Origin of the sequence: Streptomyces sp. NPDC057307 (genome assembly GCF_042667665.1) — a bacterium.
GTDB lineage: Bacteria > Actinomycetota > Actinomycetes > Streptomycetales > Streptomycetaceae > Streptomyces.
Genome location: NZ_JBHUZM010000144.1, coordinates 1 through 18650 on the forward strand (window position 1 = coordinate 1; position 18650 = coordinate 18650).

General features: G+C 70.0%; 16 protein-coding genes. 8 read left to right on the forward strand and 8 right to left on the reverse strand.

Features of this window, described 5'->3' with window-relative positions; all coding sequences use genetic code 11:
- Nucleotides 1–110 precede the first annotated feature (110 nt).
- The 4 genes from ACFUN8_RS31510 to ACFUN8_RS31525 form a co-directional block, all read right to left on the reverse strand.
- The gene (locus tag ACFUN8_RS31510) at nucleotides 111–1058 is read right to left on the reverse strand and encodes a hypothetical protein (RefSeq protein WP_383645114.1); all 948 of its coding nucleotides are present in this window, start codon (nucleotides 1056–1058) and stop codon (nucleotides 111–113) included.
- A complete protein-coding gene (locus ACFUN8_RS31515; RefSeq protein ID WP_383645117.1) occupies nucleotides 1055–2065 on the reverse strand; it encodes an SPFH domain-containing protein in 1011 nt (336 codons plus the stop codon). Before ACFUN8_RS31515 ends, ACFUN8_RS31510 begins: the two co-directional genes overlap by 4 nt.
- A 132-nt stretch (nucleotides 2066–2197) precedes the next feature.
- Entirely contained in the window at nucleotides 2198–5215 is a 3018-nt protein-coding gene (locus ACFUN8_RS31520; protein ID WP_383645120.1) for a family 16 glycoside hydrolase, read from the reverse strand.
- A gap of 538 nt (nucleotides 5216–5753) precedes the next feature.
- Nucleotides 5754–6530 (reverse strand): IclR family transcriptional regulator, encoded by a 777-nt coding sequence (locus ACFUN8_RS31525; protein ID WP_383645123.1) that lies wholly within the window; start codon nucleotides 6528–6530, stop codon nucleotides 5754–5756.
- A gap of 165 nt (nucleotides 6531–6695) precedes the next feature.
- On the opposite strand from ACFUN8_RS31525, the gene ACFUN8_RS31530 reads away from it, so the two are divergent.
- From ACFUN8_RS31530 to mmsB, 6 genes are all read left to right on the forward strand, one after another.
- The gene (locus ACFUN8_RS31530; RefSeq protein ID WP_383645126.1) at nucleotides 6696–7859 is read left to right on the forward strand and encodes a mandelate racemase/muconate lactonizing enzyme family protein; all 1164 of its coding nucleotides are present in this window, start codon (nucleotides 6696–6698) and stop codon (nucleotides 7857–7859) included.
- Nucleotides 7856–8887, forward strand: coding sequence for a zinc-binding dehydrogenase (locus ACFUN8_RS31535; RefSeq protein ID WP_383645129.1), 1032 nt, complete (start codon nucleotides 7856–7858; stop codon nucleotides 8885–8887). The genes ACFUN8_RS31530 and ACFUN8_RS31535 overlap by 4 nt, the downstream gene beginning before the upstream one ends.
- 117 nt (nucleotides 8888–9004) lie before the next feature.
- Complete coding sequence (locus ACFUN8_RS31540) at nucleotides 9005–9973, forward strand: hypothetical protein (protein WP_383645132.1); 969 nt, start codon at nucleotides 9005–9007, stop codon at nucleotides 9971–9973.
- 12 nt (nucleotides 9974–9985) lie between these two features.
- Nucleotides 9986–11101 (forward strand): multiple monosaccharide ABC transporter substrate-binding protein, encoded by a 1116-nt coding sequence (gene chvE, locus ACFUN8_RS31545; RefSeq protein ID WP_383645134.1) that lies wholly within the window; start codon nucleotides 9986–9988, stop codon nucleotides 11099–11101.
- Nucleotides 11098–12639, forward strand: coding sequence for a multiple monosaccharide ABC transporter ATP-binding protein (gene mmsA / locus ACFUN8_RS31550; protein ID WP_383645137.1), 1542 nt, complete (start codon nucleotides 11098–11100; stop codon nucleotides 12637–12639). Before chvE ends, mmsA begins: the two co-directional genes overlap by 4 nt.
- 17 nt (nucleotides 12640–12656) lie before the next feature.
- Nucleotides 12657–13928 (forward strand): multiple monosaccharide ABC transporter permease, encoded by a 1272-nt coding sequence (gene mmsB, locus ACFUN8_RS31555; RefSeq protein ID WP_383645150.1) that lies wholly within the window; start codon nucleotides 12657–12659, stop codon nucleotides 13926–13928.
- A 7-nt stretch (nucleotides 13929–13935) separates the two neighbouring features.
- Here the strand turns inward: mmsB and ACFUN8_RS31560 are convergent, their stop codons facing one another.
- From ACFUN8_RS31560 to ACFUN8_RS31575, 4 genes are all read right to left on the reverse strand, one after another.
- Nucleotides 13936–14244: a DUF6510 family protein gene (locus tag ACFUN8_RS31560; protein ID WP_383645139.1), complete on the reverse strand. Its 309-nt coding sequence runs from the start codon at nucleotides 14242–14244 to the stop codon at nucleotides 13936–13938.
- 1 nt (nucleotide 14245) lies between these two features.
- Nucleotides 14246–15007 carry a ferredoxin reductase gene (locus tag ACFUN8_RS31565; protein WP_383645142.1) on the reverse strand — a complete coding sequence of 254 codons (762 nt, stop codon included), beginning with the start codon at nucleotides 15005–15007 and terminating at the stop codon, nucleotides 14246–14248.
- On the reverse strand, nucleotides 14977–15576 hold the full coding sequence (locus ACFUN8_RS31570) for a sulfite oxidase-like oxidoreductase (protein WP_383645144.1): 600 nt from the start codon (nucleotides 15574–15576) through the stop codon (nucleotides 14977–14979). The genes ACFUN8_RS31565 and ACFUN8_RS31570 overlap by 31 nt, the downstream gene beginning before the upstream one ends.
- Before the next feature lie 192 nt (nucleotides 15577–15768).
- Nucleotides 15769–16389 (reverse strand): L-threonylcarbamoyladenylate synthase, encoded by a 621-nt coding sequence (locus tag ACFUN8_RS31575; RefSeq protein WP_382568236.1) that lies wholly within the window; start codon nucleotides 16387–16389, stop codon nucleotides 15769–15771.
- 154 nt (nucleotides 16390–16543) lie between these two features.
- On the opposite strand from ACFUN8_RS31575, the gene ACFUN8_RS31580 reads away from it, so the two are divergent.
- Together ACFUN8_RS31580 and ACFUN8_RS31585 are read left to right on the forward strand one after the other, a co-directional pair.
- Nucleotides 16544–17689: a winged helix DNA-binding domain-containing protein gene (locus tag ACFUN8_RS31580; protein ID WP_383645147.1), complete on the forward strand. Its 1146-nt coding sequence runs from the start codon at nucleotides 16544–16546 to the stop codon at nucleotides 17687–17689.
- A gap of 217 nt (nucleotides 17690–17906) precedes the next feature.
- A complete protein-coding gene (locus ACFUN8_RS31585; protein ID WP_383645152.1) occupies nucleotides 17907–18614 on the forward strand; it encodes a chitinase in 708 nt (235 codons plus the stop codon).
- Nucleotides 18615–18650: the final 36 nt, after the last annotated feature.

The following is an 18650-nucleotide window of genomic DNA, read 5'->3' on the forward strand; positions in this document are numbered from 1 at the left end:
GGGGAAGACCCCGGGGCCGGGCCCGTCCGTGCCGGAAGAGATGAATCCGCTGAATTCCTGACCCGCCGAGGGAGACCGTCGCACGCGTCGCGGGACAAGGCCACGCCCGCTCAGCCGAGCAGCCGCAGGGTCGTCCCCGACACGCCGACGTGGACCGTCTGGCCCCAGGTCAGGGTCAGCGCGTCCGACTCCATGCCGTCGCCGAAGGCGACCAGACGGTCGGACTCCACGGTGAGGGACAGCCGCTCCGTGGGGGTCAGTTCGCCCGACACCAGTGAGGTCCCGGTCGTGGGGGAGGGCCACGCCTCTCGTACGAACCAGAGCAGCCGGCGGTCGGCGGGGCCGGGGAGGGCGAGTGCGCTGCCGCGTTCCTGCCACAGCGAGCGCAGCCAGCCGGTGGCGCCGGTGCCCGTGCCGACGAGGACGCCGGACGACGCCTGGGCCTCGGCTCCGATTCCGGCTCCCGTTTTGGTCTTCGCCGGCCCTCCGGCCTTGGGGGAGGCCGGCCGGCCGTCGGCGGTCAGCCGGTAGCGGATCGTCTGGTGGCCCGCCGGACCGAGGCAGATCTCGTTGAGCGCGAGCAGCCGCTGGCTGTCGTCGGCGACCGCCTCCACCATGGTGAGTTCGTCGACGCCGCCGCGCCCCCCGGCCGCCTCGGCCAGGAGCTTGCCCGCGTCGGCGGCGCGATGGCGCACCAGGACGCCGGGGTTGCGGCCGGGATCGGTGTCGATGCCCACCACCGGCTGACCCGAAAGGTACTTCGCGGCGTTCGCGACCAGACCGTCCTGGCCGACCACGACCACGACGTCCTCCGGGCCGAAGAGGAACCGGTCCAGATCCGCGCGCTCGACCCGGCTCTGCCGCCACCGGTGGGGCACGGCGGCGGCCACCTCGGCCAGGGCCCGGTGCGTGCGGCGGTGCCGTTCGGCGACCTCGCGGATGTCGCGGTCGCGGGAGGAGAGGAAGAAGGCGGCCTGACCATGGGTACCGTGCCGGGCCAGCAACTCCGCGTACTCGGTGGTGCGATGGACCAGCACCGCCCGTGGCGCGAGCGTCACGTCTGCTCCCCGTCCCGTCGTCCCAGCGTCGCCAGCAGGCCGGTCAGTACGTCGGGGGAGACGGTGACGCTGTCGATGCGCGGCAGGTTCTCGGCGAGCCGTTCGACGGCCAGCGCGCGCAGCGTCGCCGCGTCCGCGTCGCCGTGCACCCGCAGCCAGTCGGCCTGGGCCGTCGCCCGTGCCTCGCCGGACCTGCGGGCCGCTTCGGCGTCGGCGGTCGCCAGCCGCACCCGACGCGCCGCCTCGGCCTCCGTGCGTACGGCGTCGGCCGCCGCGCTCTCCTCGGCCTCACGGCGCGCGTTGGTGCCGCGCTGCTCGACCAACTGCTCCTCCTGGCGGGCCAGTTCGATCTGGCTGGCGAGTTCGTTCTCGGCGATGGCCCGCTCCCGCTGCACCGCCACGGCGCGCCGCTCGTACGTCGCCCGGTCCGCCTCCTGCTGGATCTGCTCGCGCGCGGGCGTCCGCAGCGCGCGTTCCACCTCGGCCTCCGGACGGACGGCGACGACTCGTACGGTCACCACCTCCAGGCCCGTGGCGGGCAGCCGGGGCTCGGCCGCCAGCCCGCCGTCGATCCGGTCGCGTACGGCGGCGACGCCGTCGGACAGCGCGGCGGCCAGCGGTGTACGGGCCAGCACGTCGAGCGCGTGCTGCTGGGCCGTCTCGGTGAGCAGGGTCGCTATCTGTTCGAGCGGGGCGCCGCGCCAGACGCCGGTGTCCGGGTCGAGGGAGAAGTCCAGCCGGGCGGCGGCCAGCGCGGGATCGCTGATCCGGTAGGTGACGGTGGCCTGGACCGTGACGTCCTGGAAGTCGGCGGTACGGGCATGGAAGGCCATCGCCAACTCCCGGTCGTTGACCGGCACTTCGGAGAGCGCGGCGGACAGCGCCCGGAACCAGAAGCTGAGCCCCGTACCGTCGTGGACCAGCCGTCCCCGCCGGTGGTGGCGGATGTGGGCGGTGGGGGCGGAGCGGAGATGGCGCCGGCCGAGGCGCTTGGTGATGTCAGCCATGATGACCTCTTCTCGTCGCTATGACGATATCGAAGGGTCGGTCATAGCGTCAATGTGACGAGAGTGAGGACGAACCTCGCCCCCGACCGTGACCGGCCGGGGGCGAGGAGAGGTGACGAGACGTCAGGCCGCCTACGCCTTGGGCTCGATCCAGATGTTGCGGTAACGCACCTTGTTCCCGTGGTCCTGGAGCCGGATGGCCCCGGTGGCCGTGGTCTCCGGGGCGCCGGCTCCCGTGGGCCCGTCGATCGCCACGTCGTTGTGGACGGTCTTGCCGTTCCACACCACCGTGACGCGGGCGTCCTCGGTCTTCTTCCCGTCCGCGCCGAAGCGCGCGGCGCGGAACGTGATCTCGTACGTCTGCCAAGTCTCCGGCGCCGTAGCGGCGTTGAGATCCGCGGCCTTCTTGGTGTAGATCGCCGCCGCCTCGTTGTCGGCGAGCTTCTCGACACCGAACGAGTCCAGGATCTGGATCTCGTAGCGCTCCTGGAGATACACACCGCTGTTCCCGCGGTCCTGGCCGGTCACGTCCGGTGGCAGCTTCGGTACCCGGAACTCGACATGCAGCTTGAAGTCTCCGAACGCCTGCTTGGTGCGGATGTCGCCGCAGCAGACCTCCATCGAGTTCTCGTCGGACGACGGCCATCGGACGTCACTGCCGTCGTTGTGCTGCCACTGCGACCGGTCCTTCCCGTCGAACAGGGTGATGCGACTGTCCTTGGGATGGACGGAGATCAGGTCGAGATTGACGTGGCCGGTGTCGCCCGCGTCGTACCGGTAGGCGATGGTGTTGGCCCCGCGGCTGAGCGGCAGCGACTCGGTCTTGGTCGCCCAGCCGTCCCACTTCCCGGTGCTGGGCAGGACCGTCTGTTTCATCTTGCGGCCGTTGACGTAGAGGCTCACCGTCTTGTCCCCGACGAAGGGGTTCGGACCGTTGGCGTAGCGCAGCCCGACGTCGTACTTGCCCGCCCTGGCCGTGGTCACGTCGAACGTGGTGGTGGCGCCCTGCGTCCCGTAGCTGTCGACGAAGCCGCCGCCCGAGTGGCCCGCGTGCTCGGTGTCGACGCGCGCGCCGCCGGTCAGCGCGGCCTCCTCCGCCTCGTAACTCGTCTTCGGCTGCTCGTCACCGACCAGGGAGTTCAGCGTGTACCAGGCTTCGGTGCTCCACAGCGTCTCGCCGCCCTCGGCGCTGAACGGCCGCGGTGAGCGGATGTGCACCACACGGTTGGACTTGAGGCCGTCGATCGCGAGCGTGACCTTCTTGCCGTCCGCGGACACGGTGGCCGACTGGACCTTCAGCGTCTCCTCGTCGATCTTGGGGCCGCCGTAGTCGGGTGTCGGGGCGTAGTACCACTGCTCGACCTCGTACCGGTCGACCAGTTCGGCGACGGTCTCGGCGGAGAGCGGCTTGGTGTACTCCAGCTCGAAGCCGCCCGGCTTGGCGCGCATCGCCAGGATGTCGAAGGCGTCCTCGCCGTTCGGCGTCAACTTCTGCAGGCCGTACTGGAGTTTGCCCTCCTGGCCCCAGTTGCCGCCGGCGCCCAGTCCACCGGCGTAGATCGCGCCGTCCGGGCCCATGCTGATCCGGTTGACGCCGGCTTCCAGCCCCTGCGTCATCCGGAAGACCGCGCCCTGGTACTCGCCCTTGACCTTCTCCAGGTACCCGCGCTGGAGGCCGCCGTACGTGACGTCACCGAAGACCATCTGCCCGGCGTACGGTCCCTCCTTCAACAGCAGCGGTGTGCTGGGGGAGTTGGCGATCTCGTTCTGTGGCAGCCACAGCACCGGCTTGGTGACCGGCTTGGCGTCGAACGGGCCCGCCGGGTTGGTGTAGTGGTTGAAGAAGCGGTCCTGCTTGATGTGGACCAACTTCGAGGAGGGCAGCCAGCCACCCTGGTTGTCGGTCACGAAGATGTCGCCCTCGGGGCCCCAGCCGATGCCGTTGGGCGTACGCAGGCCACCGGCCACGTAACTGACCTCGCCCGTCTCCTTGTTGACCTTGATCGTCGAGCCGCGGTTCTTCGCGGGCTGCGGATCCGTCGTCGCGCCGCCCAGGTTGATCGCGACCGACAGGTTCAGATAGAAGAAGCCGTCCTGGTAGAGCAGCCCGAACGCGAACTCGTGGAAGTTCCCGCCGTACGGCCAGGTCGCGACCTTCCGATAGGTGTTGGTGACATCGTCCCCGTCGGTGTCCTGAAGCTCCGTCAGCTCATGCTTCTGCGACACGTACAGCGAACCGTCGACGTACTTGATCCCCTGCGGCTCCCGGAGCCCCTCGGCGATCTTCTTGGCCTTCACCTTCTCCGGCCCCGTGCTGCCCGTGACGTCGCTGAGGAGGTAGACCTCGCCCGTCACGTTGTCGGTGCCGCCCCAGGTGGTGACGGCCAGCCGGCCGTCGGGCAGCCAGTCCATCGCCGTGACCTGCGGCTCGAAGCCGCTCGGCCGCAGATCGGTGAGCGTGTAGCCGGGGTGCACGCTGTTCAGGGGCAGACCGTCGCCGGGGGAGTCCCTGACGCCCTCGCACTCCTTGCGGCCCGGCGCCGTCACGCGTACGACATCGGCGTCCGTGCTCAGCACGGAGTTGGGTACGACGGTGAAGCCCGAGGCGCCCGGCGGCTGCCAGGAGAGGGTGATGTTCTGGCCGCCGGTGCGGTCGAAGTGCTCGATACGCAGGGAGTGGTAACCGGCCGTCAGGGTGACCGTGCCGTCCTTGGGGTCCGCGCCGTGCAGACCGTCATGGTCGATGACGACCTGATCGTCGATCAGCAGCCGCGAGCCGTCGTCGCTGGTCAGCCGGAAGGCGTAGGAGCCGTCCTGCGGGACGTCGATGTTGCCGATGACCTGCGAGACGAAGTTGTCGCCGATCCCGCCGAAGTCATCGGTCGACGACCAGTCGATGGTGGGCATCAGCTTGTCGACGTTCGGGGTCTGCGCGGGCTTGAGGACGCAGATCTTCTCCAGCGGCACCTGCACGTCGTACACGCGCAGGGTCACCCCCGGCTCCTGCGGCGGCAGTTCACGGGTGACGGGATCGGCGGCGACGGGGTCGGCCGCGGCGGCCGGGGTCGACATGAGGCCGGTGGCGAGGAGCGAGACGGTGAGCAGGCTGAGCAGACATCTGCGCAGTTGGCGGCTCGGTCTTTGATCCATTCTTCCTCCTGGCACTTCGCGCACCGGGAAGAACACCCCTGTCCCTGGGCGGAGTTCACCGCCGGGGCTGGCCCTTCGATCCGGATGCGGAGGTCTGGCGACGGATGCGGACGCTGCGTTGTGGCGGGGCGCGCGTCGACGGATGACCTGTCATGTACGTCACCAGTCGACGCGTCGAACGAAAGACTAGAGACTTCTGTCGAGACCGTAAATACTTTGTCACGCCAAAGCGGAAAGTCCCTGAGGCGGGGTTCGTTGTACCGGTGCCGCCCGGTGGTCGGGTTGTCCTCAAGCGCCGGACGGGCTGGGTGGGTTGCGGTGGTGGCCGGGTGCCGCTCCGGGGTCATGGCCGGACGGCGTAAGTCACGCCGTCCGGACATATCCCTCCGGAGGGCCCGCACCCCGACCACGACCGGTCACGGCAACCACCCCCAGCCCGTCCGGCGCTTGAGGACAACGACCACCGGCCCGCAGGGACGGACCCGGCAACGAAACCGCAACCAGCAACCGCAACCCGGAGGGCCCCCGCGGCGACGCGCTACATCCCCGACCGGTACCGATGCCCCAGGCGCGCCGACAACGCTTCCGCGCCCTTCGTCGCCAGCCGCGCCAGCTCCTCCTCGCGGGACTCCGTCCAGCGGATCATCGGGACGGAGATCGAGAGCGCGGCCACGACCTGCCCCCGCCTGTCGCGGACCGGCGCCGCCACGCAGCTCACGTCCGAGTTGGACTCGCGGTTCTCCACCGCGACGCCGCGCTCCCTGATCCCGGCCAGCGCCGCCCGCAGCACCGCCGGGTCGGTGATGCTGTTGGCGGTCATGGCGGTCAACTCGCCCCCCGCGAGCCGGGCTTCGAGTTCGGGCTCCGGGAGTGACGCCAGCAGCATCTTGCCGACCGAGGTGCAGTGGGCGGGCAGTCGGCGGCCCGCCGCCGACACCATCCGGACCGTGTGGGTGGAGTCCACCTTCGCGATGTAGATGACGTCGAGGTCTTCGAGGATCGCGACGTGCACGGTCTCGTCGCAGGTCTCCGCGATGTCCCGCGCGACCAGCCCGCCCTCGGCGGCGAGGTCGAGCTGTTCCGCGTAACGGCTGCCGAGCTGGTAGGCCCGTACGCCGAGACGGTATCGGCCGGGCTGCTCGGGGATCGGCTCCAGGTACGACCGGGCGGCGAGGGTGGTGAGCAGTTCGTGCACGGTGGTACGCGGCAGTCCCAGCCGGCGGATGACATCGGGCGCGGAGAGCCTCCCGTCGCCCTCCAGGAACAGTTCGAGAATGTCGAACGCCCGCGTCACCGCGGGGACCAGTCGCCCCATCTCCGTCCACCCACCCCTTGTGTTCGGTACTCCGGCCATTGACCGGAATGACGAACAAAGGCTAGCGGCCGCACGCCCCATTGACACCCCTCGGCTACCTGTTTACGGTCACGCCAACATTTCGAACGCCTGACGAAATATCGAACAACCTCTAGGGGTACCGCAGTGCGCATCACGGGAATCAGCACCCATGTCGTCGGCACGCCCTGGCGTAATCTCACGTACGTCCTGGTCCACACCGACGAGGGGCTGACCGGCGTCGGCGAGACCCGGATGCTCGGGCGGACCGACGCGCTCGTGGGGTATCTGCGCGAGGCCGAGGCCAACCACATCGCCGGCTCCGATCCGTTCGCGGTCGAGGACCTGGTCCGGCGCATGAAGTACGGCGACTACGGGCGGGCCGGCGAGATCGTGATGTCGGGCATCGCCGTGGTGGAGATGGCCTGTTGGGACATCAAGGGCAAGGCGCTCGGCGTCCCGGTGTGGCAGTTGCTCGGCGGGAAGGTGACCGACCGGGTCAAGGCGTACGCGAACGGCTGGTACACCACGGAGCGCACTCCCGAGGCGTACCACCGGGCCGCCGGGGCGGTCGTGGCGCGCGGCTACCGTGCCCTGAAGATCGACCCGTTCGGCACGGGCCATTTCGAGCTGGACCGGGCCGGGACCGGCTACGCGGTGTCGCTGATCGAGGCCGTACGGGACGCGATCGGCCCCGACACCGAGCTGATGCTGGAGATGCACGGACGGTTCAGCCCGGCGACGGCGGTACGGCTGGCGCGTGAACTGGCCCCGTACGACCCGGCGTGGCTGGAGGAGCCCGTACCGCCGGAGAATCTGCGGGCGCTGAGCAAGGTCGCCGAGAAGGTGGACATCCCCGTCGCGACCGGTGAACGCATCCACGACCGCATCGAGTTCCGTGAGCTGTTCGCCTCGCAGGCCGCCGACATCATCCAGCCGGACGTCGGCCACATCGGCGGCATCCTGGAGACGCGGAAGCTCGCCGCCACCGCCGAGACGCACTACGTGCTGGTGGCACCGCACAATGTCGGCGGGTCCGTGCTGACGGCGGCCAGCCTCCAACTCGCCGCCTGCACGCCGAACTTCAAGATCCTGGAGCACTTCAACGACTTCGCCGACGCGGAGATCAAGAAGATCGTCACGGGCGCGCCCGAGGTCGACCCGGAGACGGGCTGCTTCGAGATCTCGCACGCGCCCGGACTCGGCGTCGAGTTCGACGCCGACGCGGCGGACGAATTCCCCCAGCAGCAGGCCCGGTTCGACCTCTGGGCCGAGGGCTGGGAGAAGCGCGACCCGAAGGCATCCCGATGAGCGGCTCCGGCCGGGTCGGTAGCCGCGCCGTCGTCGTCGACCGGCCAGGGGGCCACCGGCTCGTCGAGTCCGAGCCGCCCGTCCCCGGATCCGGTGAGGTGCTCGTGAAGGTCGCCGCCGCCGGGATCTGCATGAGCGACCGCGAGGTGTACGACGGCCGCCGCGACCAGGGTTACGTCCGCTACCCGGTCACCCCCGGCCACGAATGGTCCGGGACCGTCGAGGCCGTGGGCGGGGGAGTGGACCCGGCGCTCATCGGCAGGCGCACCGTCGCCGAGGGCTTCCGCACCTGCGGCACCTGCGAGCGGTGCCGTGCCGGCGACACCTCGCTCTGCACGAGTGGCTACGACGAGACGGGCTTCACCCGACCGGGCGCGTTCGCCGACCATGTCACCGTCCCCGCACGGCTGTTGCACCTCCTGGCCGACGGCGCCGACCTACGGGCCGCCGCGCTCCTGGAGCCGGCCGCCGTGGTCGCCGGAGCCGTACGGGCCGGATGCCCGGAGCCCGGCGAGCGGATCGCCGTCGTGGGCGCCGGAACGCTCGGACTGCTCGCCGTCCAGTTCCTCGCGGCCTACGCGCCGGGCGAGTTGACGGTTGTCGAGCCACGCGCCACCCGCGCCGCCCTGGCACCCGCCTTCGGCGCGCACGAGGTCATCGGCCCCACGGAGGCCGAGAGTCGGCGCGGCCGCTACGACCTCGTGGTCGAGACGGCGGGCGCCCCCACCACGGCGGCCTCGTCCTGCCTGCTGGCGCGACGCGGCGGACGGGTCGTACTCACCGGCATGTTCACGACCGGCGCGACCGGCATCGACCCCGTCCATCTGTCGCTGAGCCAGCTGACCGTACGCAGCGTCTTCGGCGCCCCGTCGGCCGCCTGGTCCTTCGCCGTCCGCGCCTTCACGGCGGGCCTGCTCGACCCCGGCCCGCTGATCACCCACGAGTTCCCGCTGGAGCGGTACGCCGAAGCCGTCGCGCTCGTCGGCGGCGGCGACCCCGGCACGGGGAAGGTGCTGCTACGCCCCTGACCCCGCCGGGAGGGCACGCCGCGACAGTGTCGTACCGCAAGACCCGAACATGGTTCGAGATATCGAACAGACGGCAACTCTCACGAACCGACAGGCAGCGACCGAAGGACATGTCCGTTGACCGACGCACCAGCCCCCGGCCCCCGCCGCCGCCCCGGTGAGCAGGCGCTCGCCGCGCTCGGCCTGGCCGCGCCCGACGACCACCCCGCCGACGCGTCCCCGCACACCTTCCCCGACGGCGGCGTCTGGCGCACCGAGATCCCCTCCGTCGAGGGCCCCGAAGCCCTCACCGAAGTCCTCAAGGAATCCACCCGCCTCGATGTGCCGATCCACCGGATCAGCCAGGGCAGCGGCGTCTGGATGCTCACCGACGACGAGATCACCGAGATGGCCGGCGCCTGCGCCGCGCGCGACATCGAGCTGTGCCTGTTCACCGGCCCGCGCGGCACCTGGGACATCGGCGCGGCCACGCGCACCGACTCCGGCGGCGCCGGTCTGCGCGCCCGTGGCCACGACGCCCTCGCCGGCTGCGTCGAAGACGCCCTGCGCGCAGCCGAGTTGGGCGTCAAATGCCTGCTCGTCGCCGACGAGGGAGTGCTCTGGACACTGCACCGGCTGCGTACGCGAGGCGTTCTGCCCGCCGACACCACCCTCAAGGTGTCCGCGCTCATCGGGCCGGTCAACCCCGCCTCGTACGCGGTCTATGAACGCCTGGGCGCCGACTCCCTCAACATTCCGTCCGATCTCGCCCTCGCCCACTTCACCGAGATCCGCCGCGCCAGCCGCGCCCCGATGGACCTCTACATCGAGGCGCCCGACGACCTCGGCGGCTACGTCCGGATGTACGAGACCGCCGAACTGATCCGGCGTGGCGCCCCCCTGTACCTCAAGTTCGGGCTCTCCAAGGCGCCCGGCATCTACCCGTACGGCGGCCATCTGCGCGACCTCACCCTGGCCACCGCCCGCGAACGCGTACGACGGGGCCGGCTCGTCCTCGACCTGCTCGCCCGGCACGGCGCCGACGGCGGTATGTCGCCGCTCGGCTCGCGCCTCCCCGGACCGCTCAACCGTTTCCCGCTTCCTTAAGGACAAGGACTGATGACCATGCGCACCAGCCGCGCCGCACTCACCGTCGTCGTCACCTCCCTCGCCCTCGCGCTGACCGCCTGCGGCCAGAGCAGCGAGGGCGGGAGCAAGGAGGAGAAGAAAGGCGGCAAGGGCTCCACCGTCGGCATCGCGATGCCGACCAAATCGTCCGAGCGCTGGATAGCCGACGGCCGCAACATGGTCGCCGAGTTCAAGAAGCTCGGCTACAAGACCGACCTCCAGTACGGCGAGGACGACGTCGACCAGCAGGTGTCCCAGATCGAGAACATGATCACGAAGGGGGTCGACGTCCTCGTCGTCGCCTCCATCGACGGCCGGGCGCTGGGCGACGTACTCGGCCAGGCCGCCGACCAGGGCATCAAGGTCATCGCCTACGACCGGCTCATCCTCGGCAGCCCGGACGTCGACTACTACGCCTCCTTCGACAACGAGAAGGTCGGCGTCCTCCAGGCGAACTACATCGTCGACAGACTCGGACTCAAGGACGGCGGCGACGACCAGGACCCGTTCACCGTCGAGCTGTTCGCCGGCTCGCCGGACGACAACAACACCCGCTACTTCTTCCAGGGCGCCTGGAAGACCCTCAAGCCGTACATCGACAAGAAGCAGCTCGTCGTCAGGAGCGGCCAGACACAGCTCGACCAGATCACCACGCTCCGCTGGGACGGCGGCACCGCGCAGCGGCGGATGGACGACCTGCTCACGAAGTCGTACGGCTCCGAGGACGTCGACGCCGTGCTCTCGCCCTACGACGGCATCTCCATCGGCATCCTGTCCGCCCTGAAGTCGGACGGCTACGGCACCTCGGCCAAGCCGTACCCGGTCGTCACCGGCCAGGACGCGGAGGTCGCCTCGGTCAAGTCGATCGTCGCCGGGCAGCAGACGCAGACCGTCTACAAGGACACCCGGGCGCTGGCCAAGCAGGCCGTGCAGATGGCCGACGCCGTACTGAACGACAAGAAGCCCGACGTCAACGACGAGAAGACGTACGACAACGAGAAGAAGGTCGTCCCCGCCTTCCTGCTGGACCCGGTCAGCGTCGACAAGGCCAACTACCAGACCGTTCTGGTCGACTCCGGGTACATCAAGGCGAGTGACCTGAAGTGACCGCACCCGTCCTGGAGATGCGCTCCATCGGCAAGACCTTCCCCGGGGTCAAGGCGCTCTCCGACGTCACCCTCAATGTCGCCCCGGGGGAGGTGCACGCCATCTGCGGCGAGAACGGCGCGGGCAAGTCCACGCTCATGAAAGTCCTCAGCGGGGTTCATCCGCACGGCAGTTACGACGGCGAGATCCTGTTCCAGGGCTCCCCGTGCGCCTTCAAGGACATCGGCGCCAGCGAGGCGCGCGGCATCGTGATCATCCATCAGGAACTCGCCCTCGTCCCGTACTTGTCGATCGCCGAGAACATCTTCCTCGGCAACGAGCACGCCAGGCACGGGATCATCAGCTGGCACGAGACGCTGAAGCACGCCGCCGCGCTGCTCAGGCGGGTCGGACTCGCCGAGCACCCGGGGACCCGCGTCGCCGACATCGGCGTGGGGAAGCAGCAGCTGGTGGAGATCGCGAAGGCCCTCGCCAAGGAGGTGAAGCTGCTCATCCTCGACGAGCCGACCGCCGCGCTCAACGACGGCGACAGCGCCCAACTTCTGCTCCTGATAAGGGAATTGCAGGCGCAGGGCATCACCTCGATCATCATCTCGCACAAGCTCAACGAGATCGCGGAGGTCGCCGACTCCGTCACCATCCTCCGCGACGGCCGCACCATCGAAACCCTCGACGTCGGGGCGGAGTCGACCACCGAGGACCGCATCATTCGGGGGATGGTGGGCCGCGACCTCGACCACCGCTTCCCCGAACGTACCCCGTACGACGGGGATCCCGGGGCGCGGCCCGCGCTGGAGATCCGCGACTGGACCGTGCACCACCCGATCGACCAGCAGCGCAAAGTGGTCGACAACGTCTCGATCCAGGTCCGCCGGGGCGAGATCGTCGGCATCGCCGGTCTGATGGGCGCGGGACGCACCGAACTCGCCATGAGCGTCTTCGGACGCAGCTACGGCCGCAACATCAGCGGCACCGTCCTCAAGGACGGCCGGGAGATCGTCACGAAGACCGTGCCCCAAGCCGTGGGCCACGGCATCGCGTACGTCACCGAGGACCGCAAGCAGTACGGGCTCAATCTCATCGACACCATCGGCCGCAACATCACCCTCAGCGCCCTGCCGAAGGTCGCGCGGCGCGGCATCGTGGACGAGCACGAGGAGACCCGGGTCGCCGAGTCGTACCGCAGGAGCATGAACATCAAGGCCCCGACGGTCTTCGAACAGGCCGGCCGGCTCTCGGGCGGCAACCAGCAGAAGGTCGTCCTCAGCAAGTGGATCTTCGCCGGCCCCGATGTTCTCCTGCTCGACGAGCCCACCCGGGGGATCGACGTCGGCGCCAAGTACGAGATCTACACCGTCATCGACCGGCTCGCCGCGGAAGGCAAGGCCGTCGTCTTCATCTCCTCCGAACTCCCCGAGCTGCTCGGGATGTGCGACCGCATCTACACGATGGCGGCCGGCCGGCTCACCGGTGAGATCCCGCGCGCGGACGCGACCCAGGAAGTGCTGATGCGCCACATGACCAGGAACACGAGGTAGCCGACATGGCTGACGACATGGCCCGCGACATGGGTCCGGCCACCACCGGCCTCGCCAAGTCCCCGGGCGGTGGGTCTCCGGGGGAGCCGCCCAGGCCCGCACGCCCGCGCGCCTCCGCCACGCGCGATCTGCTGCTGGACGCGGCGCGCCGCAACATGCGGCAGTACGGCATGCTCATCGCGCTCACGCTGATCGTCGTGCTCTTCCAGATATGGACCGACGGCGTACTCCTCAAGCCCAACAACGTCACCAACCTCGTCCTCCAGAACAGCTACATCCTCGTCCTGGGCATCGGCATGATGATCGTCATCATCGCCGGCCATATCGACCTGTCCGTCGGCTCCCTGGCCGCGTTCGTCTCCGCCGCGTGCGCCGTGATGATGGTCGAACACGACATCCCCTGGGTGCTCGCGCTCGTACTCGGCCTCGCCATCGGCGCGGTGGCCGGCGCCTGGCAGGGCTTCTGGATCGCGTACGTCGGCATCCCCTCGTTCATCGTCACCCTCGCCGGGATGCTGCTCTTCCGCGGCGGTACCCAGATCTTCCTCGGGTCTCGCTCGCTCGGTCCGTTCCCCGAGGGCTTCCAGAAGATCTCCACCGGCTACCTCCCGGAGTTCGGACCGACCACCAACTACCACAATCTGACACTCCTGTTGGGGCTGGCACTGCTGGCCTTCGCCCTGCTCCAGGAGGTCCGGGACCGCCGCCGTCAGAAGGAGTACGACCTGGAGGTCCTGCCCCGCAACCTCTTCCTCACCAAATGCGTGGCACTCGCCGCGGCGGTCCTCGCCTTCACCATGACACTCGCCAGCTACCGGGGTGTCCCGGTCGTCCTGCTCCTGCTCGCCGCGCTGCTCATCGGCTTCGGCTACGTCATGCGCAACGCCGTCGTCGGCCGCCACGTGTACGCACTGGGCGGCAACCGCGCGGCGGCGAAACTCTCCGGCGTCAAGGACCGGCGCGTCACCTTCCTGGTCTTCGTCAACATGGGCGTGCTGGCCGCGCTGGCCGGGATCGTCTACGCGGCGCGCCTCAACGCCGGTGTCCCGCAGGCGGGCGTCAACTTCGAACTGGAGGCCATCGCGGCGGCGTTCATCGGCGGCGCGTCGATGAGCGGCGGCGTCGGCACGGTGTTCGGCGCCATCATCGGCGGTCTCGTCCTCGGTGTCCTCAACAACGGCATGTCGCTGGTCGGCATCGGCACGGACTACCAGCAGGTCATCAAGGGGCTGGTGCTGCTGGCCGCCGTGGGCTTCGACGTCTGGAACAAACGAAGGGTGGGCGCCTGACGGCCTGTCAGTCGGCCGGACCGAGCGGAATCCTTATCGAAGAGGCGCCCTGGAGGTCGAGCCAGGCGGTGTCCGGGCCCCGGACCAGCCGGAGCACCACCCGTGCGCAGTCCGGGCACCGGGCCACCAGTCCCGGTGCCCGGTCGTAGACACGCAGCCGGGCCATCGGACCCGTGGCGCCGCAGCCGGCGCACCGGCCGACGGCGGCCGTCAGGTCGACCGCGAAGATCTCGGAGAGCGGGCCGCCGAGGGCGTTGCCGTCCTCGTACGCCTCGCTCCGCTCGTACGCCTCGTCAGAGCTTGCGTCGATGTTCATCTCATCCTCCACTGGGGCCGAAGCGTTCCGTCCTGATGCGGTCGGGGGAGTGGCCGAGGCCCGTCAGCAGCGACGCGGCGCTCTCCACGAAGCCGGTCGGCCCGCACACGTAACACGTGGGCCGCAGCTCCGCCGACCAGGCCGGGCCGATCAGGTCGTCCACCGTCAACCGGCCCACCGGCCTCGGGTGTTCGGGCGGCGCGCTGCGCGTGTAGAGATACGAGGTGTCCAGTCCGGGCACGCCCCGACGCAGTTCCGGCACATACAACTGATCGTCCGGCTCGCGTACGGAGTAGAGCAGCCGGAACGGCGCCCGCCCGCCCACGGCCCCACGCGTCCGCACCATCGACATCAGCGGCACCAGCCCGGAGCCACCGGCCACCAGCAGTACCGGCTCGCTCTGCTCCGGCCGCCAGACGAACCACCCGCCGACCGGACCACGCAACTCCACCCGGTCGCCGGGCTCCAGACCGTCCATCAGATATGGCGAGACCTCACCGTCCGGCACTCGCTGGACCGTCAGCTCGATCCGGTCGCCGTCCGGCGCGGACGCCAGCGAGTAGCTGCGCTGTGTGCTGTACCCGTCCTCCGCCGTCAGCCGTACGTCGACGTGCTGGCCCGCGAGATGCCCCGGCCAGCCGGGCACGTCGAACACCAGCGTCCGGGCCGTCCGCGACTCGGTACGCCGGTCGACCAGCTCCGCCACCAGCCAGCGAAGCCGCCCGGGGGCGGCTAGTCGCCCTGGTACCGCTGCTCGCGCCACGGGTCACCGTAGGAGTGATAGCCGAGGCCCTCCCAGAACCCCGGCTCGTCGTCGAGCAGCAGATCGATCCCGCGCACCCACTTCGCGGACTTCCACAGATACAGGTGCGGCACCAGCAGCCTCGCGGGACCGCCGTGCTCCGGGGACAGCTCCTCACCGTCGTAGCGGTGGGCGATCCACGCCTTGCCGTCGAGCAGGTCCTCCAGCGGGAGGTTGGTCGTGTAGCCGCCGTAGGAGTGGACCAGGGCGAACTCGGCCGCCGACTCGACGTCCGCCATCAGGAGGTCGAGCGAGACACCCTCCCAGTGCGTGCCGAACTTCGACCACTTCGTCACACAGTGCAGATCGACCGTGGGCGTCTCACCGGGCATCGCCATCAGCCGCGCCCAGTCCCAGGTGTGCCTGGTGCCCGTCTCGGTGGTGAGGGTGAACTCCCACTCCTCGTGTGTCACGCGCGGTGTGGGACCGGCGGAGAGGACGGGGAAATCATGGACCTCGTACTGTCCGGGCGGCAGTTCCCGGCCGGGTGCGGGCCTTCGGCCGTGGAATCCGCGCGAGATGATCGCCATGGCGGACTTCCTTCCTCCGCCCGGACGGTCGGGAGCGCGGTCCGGACAGCCTCAGACCAGCGTAGGCGCGCGGGCCCGTGGCGGCGACGCGAGACCGGCCGGGGGCCGGCGCCAGGTCTGCGCCGGGCTCCCGCGCCAAGGGCCCGCGGATCCCGCGCCGGGTTCCCGCGCCGCCCGGAACCGTCCGTCCGGCTACTCGAACCGCGCGGGGTCGCCCGCCCCCCTGCGTACGATCTCCGGCTCACCGCCGGAGAAGTCGATGACGGTGGTCGGCTCGGTACCGCAGTCGCCCGAGTCGACCACGACGTCCAGCACATGGTCGAGCCGTTCCTTGATCTCCCAGCCCTGCGTCATCGGCTCGCCGTCGTCGGGCAGCAGCAGCGTGCTGGAGAGCAGCGGCTCCCCCAGCTCCGCGAGCAGGGCCTGGGCGACGACATGGTCCGGGATCCGTACTCCGACGGTCTTCTTCTTCGGGTGCAGCAGCTGACGCGGCACCTCCTTGGTCGCCGGCAGGATGAAGGTGTAACTGCCGGGCGTCGCCGCCTTGATGGCGCGGAACACGTCGTTGTCGATCTGCACGAACTGACCGAGCTGCGAGAAGTTCTGGCAGACGAGCGTGAAGTGGTGACGGTCGTCGAGGTTCCGGATGGACCGGATCCGGCTGATGCCGTCCCGACTGCCCAACTGGCAGCCCAACGCGTAACAGGAGTCCGTGGGGTACGCGATGAGCGCGCCGGACCGGATGCTCTCGGCCACGCTGGTGATGGTGCGCCGCTGGGGATTCTCGGGATGTACGTCGAAATACTTGGCCATTGGCCGAGCTTAGGGCCTGTCCGGCGGCCCGGCCCGCATCGGGAGTGGGTCGTTCCGGAGGTTGGCGCGAGCTGCCGTCGGTGGCCGGTTGCCGACGGCGACCACCGGCCGCCGACGGTGGCGTTCGACGGCCCCCGGGCGGGAGAATCCCCCGGTGAAGATCACCGCACGGGAGCTGAACCGCTCCACCCTCGCCCGCCAGCTCCTCCTGCGCCGGGAACCGCTCGGCGTCGCCGCCGCGGTCCGCCGCGTCGTCGCCCTCCAGGCCCAGCACGCGGCCTCGCCGTACGTCGCGCTGTGGAACAGGACGACCGACTTCGATCCGGCCGCTCTCGACGCCGCCTTCACCGGCTACGAGGTGGTGAAGGCGACGCTGATGCGGATCACGCTGCACGCCGTGCACGCCGACGACCACCGGACGTTCCGGGAGGCGGTGGAGCCGACGTTGCGCGGCGGCAGGCTCGACAGCCGCTTCACGGCGACGGGACTCACCCTCGACGACGCCGATGTGCTCGTGCCCGCGCTGCTGGGCCACGCGGACCGGCCGCGGACCGCCGCCGAGCTGGAGGTGTGGCTGGCGGAGCGGCTCGGCGCCCCGCCCGGTCCCGGGGCGTGGCGCGGGCTGCGGGGATACGCGCCGCTGTTGCACGTACCCACCGGGACACCGTGGTCGTTCGGCTCCCGGCCGTCGTACGTCGCGGCCGGTCCGTGGTCGGGGCTCCGGGACCAGGAGGCGTCTGCGGCGGCGCTGGCGAGGCTGGTAGCGCGCTATCTGGAGGGGTTCGGCCCGGCGTCGGTGGCGGACATGGCGCAGTTCGGCCTGGTCCGGCGGGGGCGCGTCAGAGAGGCCCTGAAGGCCCTGGCGGGCGGTCTCGACGTGCTGGAGGGGCCGGACGGTGTGGAGCTGTACGACGTGCCGGGCGCGTCGCGCCCGGACGGCGACACGCCGGCGCCGCCCCGGCTGATGGCGATGTGGGACAGCACGCTGCTGGCCTACTCCGACCGGAGCCGGCTCCTGCCACCGGACTACCGCAGGCTCGTCATCCGGATCAACGGCGATGTGCTGCCGACCCTCCTGGTCGACGGGTACGTGGCCGGGGTCTGGCGCCCGGTCGCCGAGGGGATCGAGGCGCGGGCCTTCCATCCGCTGCCGGAGGAGACCTGGGCGGGCCTCGCGGCGGAGGCCCGGTCGCTGACGGCGTTGCTCGCCGGGCGGGAGCCGGGGGTCTACAGCCGTTACGGCCACTGGTGGGACAAGCTGCCGCCGAGCGCGGAGGTCCGGGTACTGCCGGGGAAGTGACGGATCACCGTTCTCCCCTCTCCTGTTCTCCCAGTCTCCGTTCTCCAAAGAATTGGTATGGACCTTTCCTTCGAGGGGTCCCTGCCCGTAGCCTCTGCGCGGCGGTGTCCGCGTAACTGCACTCTCCTGGAAGGCAGTTGTGGATGAGCGCTGTCCCGTGAACGTCCCCACACCGTTCAGGAGTGAAGCAGTGTTGAGAAGAGGCACCACGGCCGTCATGGCCGCCCTGCTGCTGGTCTGCGGACTGCTCGTCGCCGCGCTGCCCGCAGCCGCGGTCGACGGGGCGCGAGGCGCGCACCACAAGCCGCGTTTCGTCGTCAGCGAGACCCAGTTCGAGCGGATGTTCCCGGACCGGGATCCGTTCTTCACGTACGACGGCCTCATCGAGGCCACCGAGGCGTACCCCGCCTTCGCGAAGACCGGCAGCCGTACGACCCGCAAGCAGGAGGCGGCGGCCTTCCTCGCCAACATCAGCCATGAGACCGGCGGGCTGTTCTACGTGGTGTCGCAGAACCCCGACATGTACCCGATCTTCTGCGACGACACCCAGCCCTACGGCTGCCCGGCCGGGCGGGACGCGTACTACGGGCGCGGCGCGATCATGCTGAGCTGGAACTTCAACTACAAGGCGGCCGGCGACGCACTGGGCCTCGACCTCCTCAACAACCCGTGGCTCGTCGAGACCGATCCGGCCGTGGCCTGGATGACGGCCCTCTGGTACTGGAACACCCAGTCCGGGCCGGGCACGATGACCGGGCACGACGCGATCGTGAACAAGAAGGGCTTCGGGCAGACCATCTGGAGCCTGAACGGATCCGCCGAGTGCAACGGCGGCAACCCCGCGCAGATGGAACACCGGGTCGAGCTGTACAAGCAGTTCACGCGTGTGCTGCGCACCGCGCCGGGCCGCGATCTGACCTGCTGAGCGGCTGTTGTCACAGTGCCCGGCCCGGCGGATAGC

Bases quoted from the DNA above. Each gene is read 5' to 3' on its own strand.
- ACFUN8_RS31515 (WP_383645117.1), bottom strand. From the start codon at position 2,065: ATGGCTGACATCACCAAGCGCCTCGGCCGGCGCCATCTCCGCTCCGCC.
- ACFUN8_RS31520 (WP_383645120.1), bottom strand. From the start codon at position 5,215: ATGGATCAAAGACCGAGCCGCCAACTGCGCAGATGTCTGCTCAGCCTG.
- ACFUN8_RS31525 (WP_383645123.1), bottom strand. From the start codon at position 6,530: ATGGGGCGACTGGTCCCCGCGGTGACGCGGGCGTTCGACATTCTCGAA.
- ACFUN8_RS31535 (WP_383645129.1), top strand. From the start codon at position 7,856: ATGAGCGGCTCCGGCCGGGTCGGTAGCCGCGCCGTCGTCGTCGACCGG.
- chvE (WP_383645134.1), top strand. From the start codon at position 9,986: ATGACCATGCGCACCAGCCGCGCCGCACTCACCGTCGTCGTCACCTCC.
- mmsB (WP_383645150.1), top strand. From the start codon at position 12,657: ATGGCCCGCGACATGGGTCCGGCCACCACCGGCCTCGCCAAGTCCCCG.
- ACFUN8_RS31560 (WP_383645139.1), bottom strand. From the start codon at position 14,244: ATGAACATCGACGCAAGCTCTGACGAGGCGTACGAGCGGAGCGAGGCG.
- ACFUN8_RS31570 (WP_383645144.1), bottom strand. From the start codon at position 15,576: ATGGCGATCATCTCGCGCGGATTCCACGGCCGAAGGCCCGCACCCGGC.
- ACFUN8_RS31575 (WP_382568236.1), bottom strand. From the start codon at position 16,389: ATGGCCAAGTATTTCGACGTACATCCCGAGAATCCCCAGCGGCGCACC.
- ACFUN8_RS31585 (WP_383645152.1), top strand. From the start codon at position 17,907: ATGGCCGCCCTGCTGCTGGTCTGCGGACTGCTCGTCGCCGCGCTGCCC.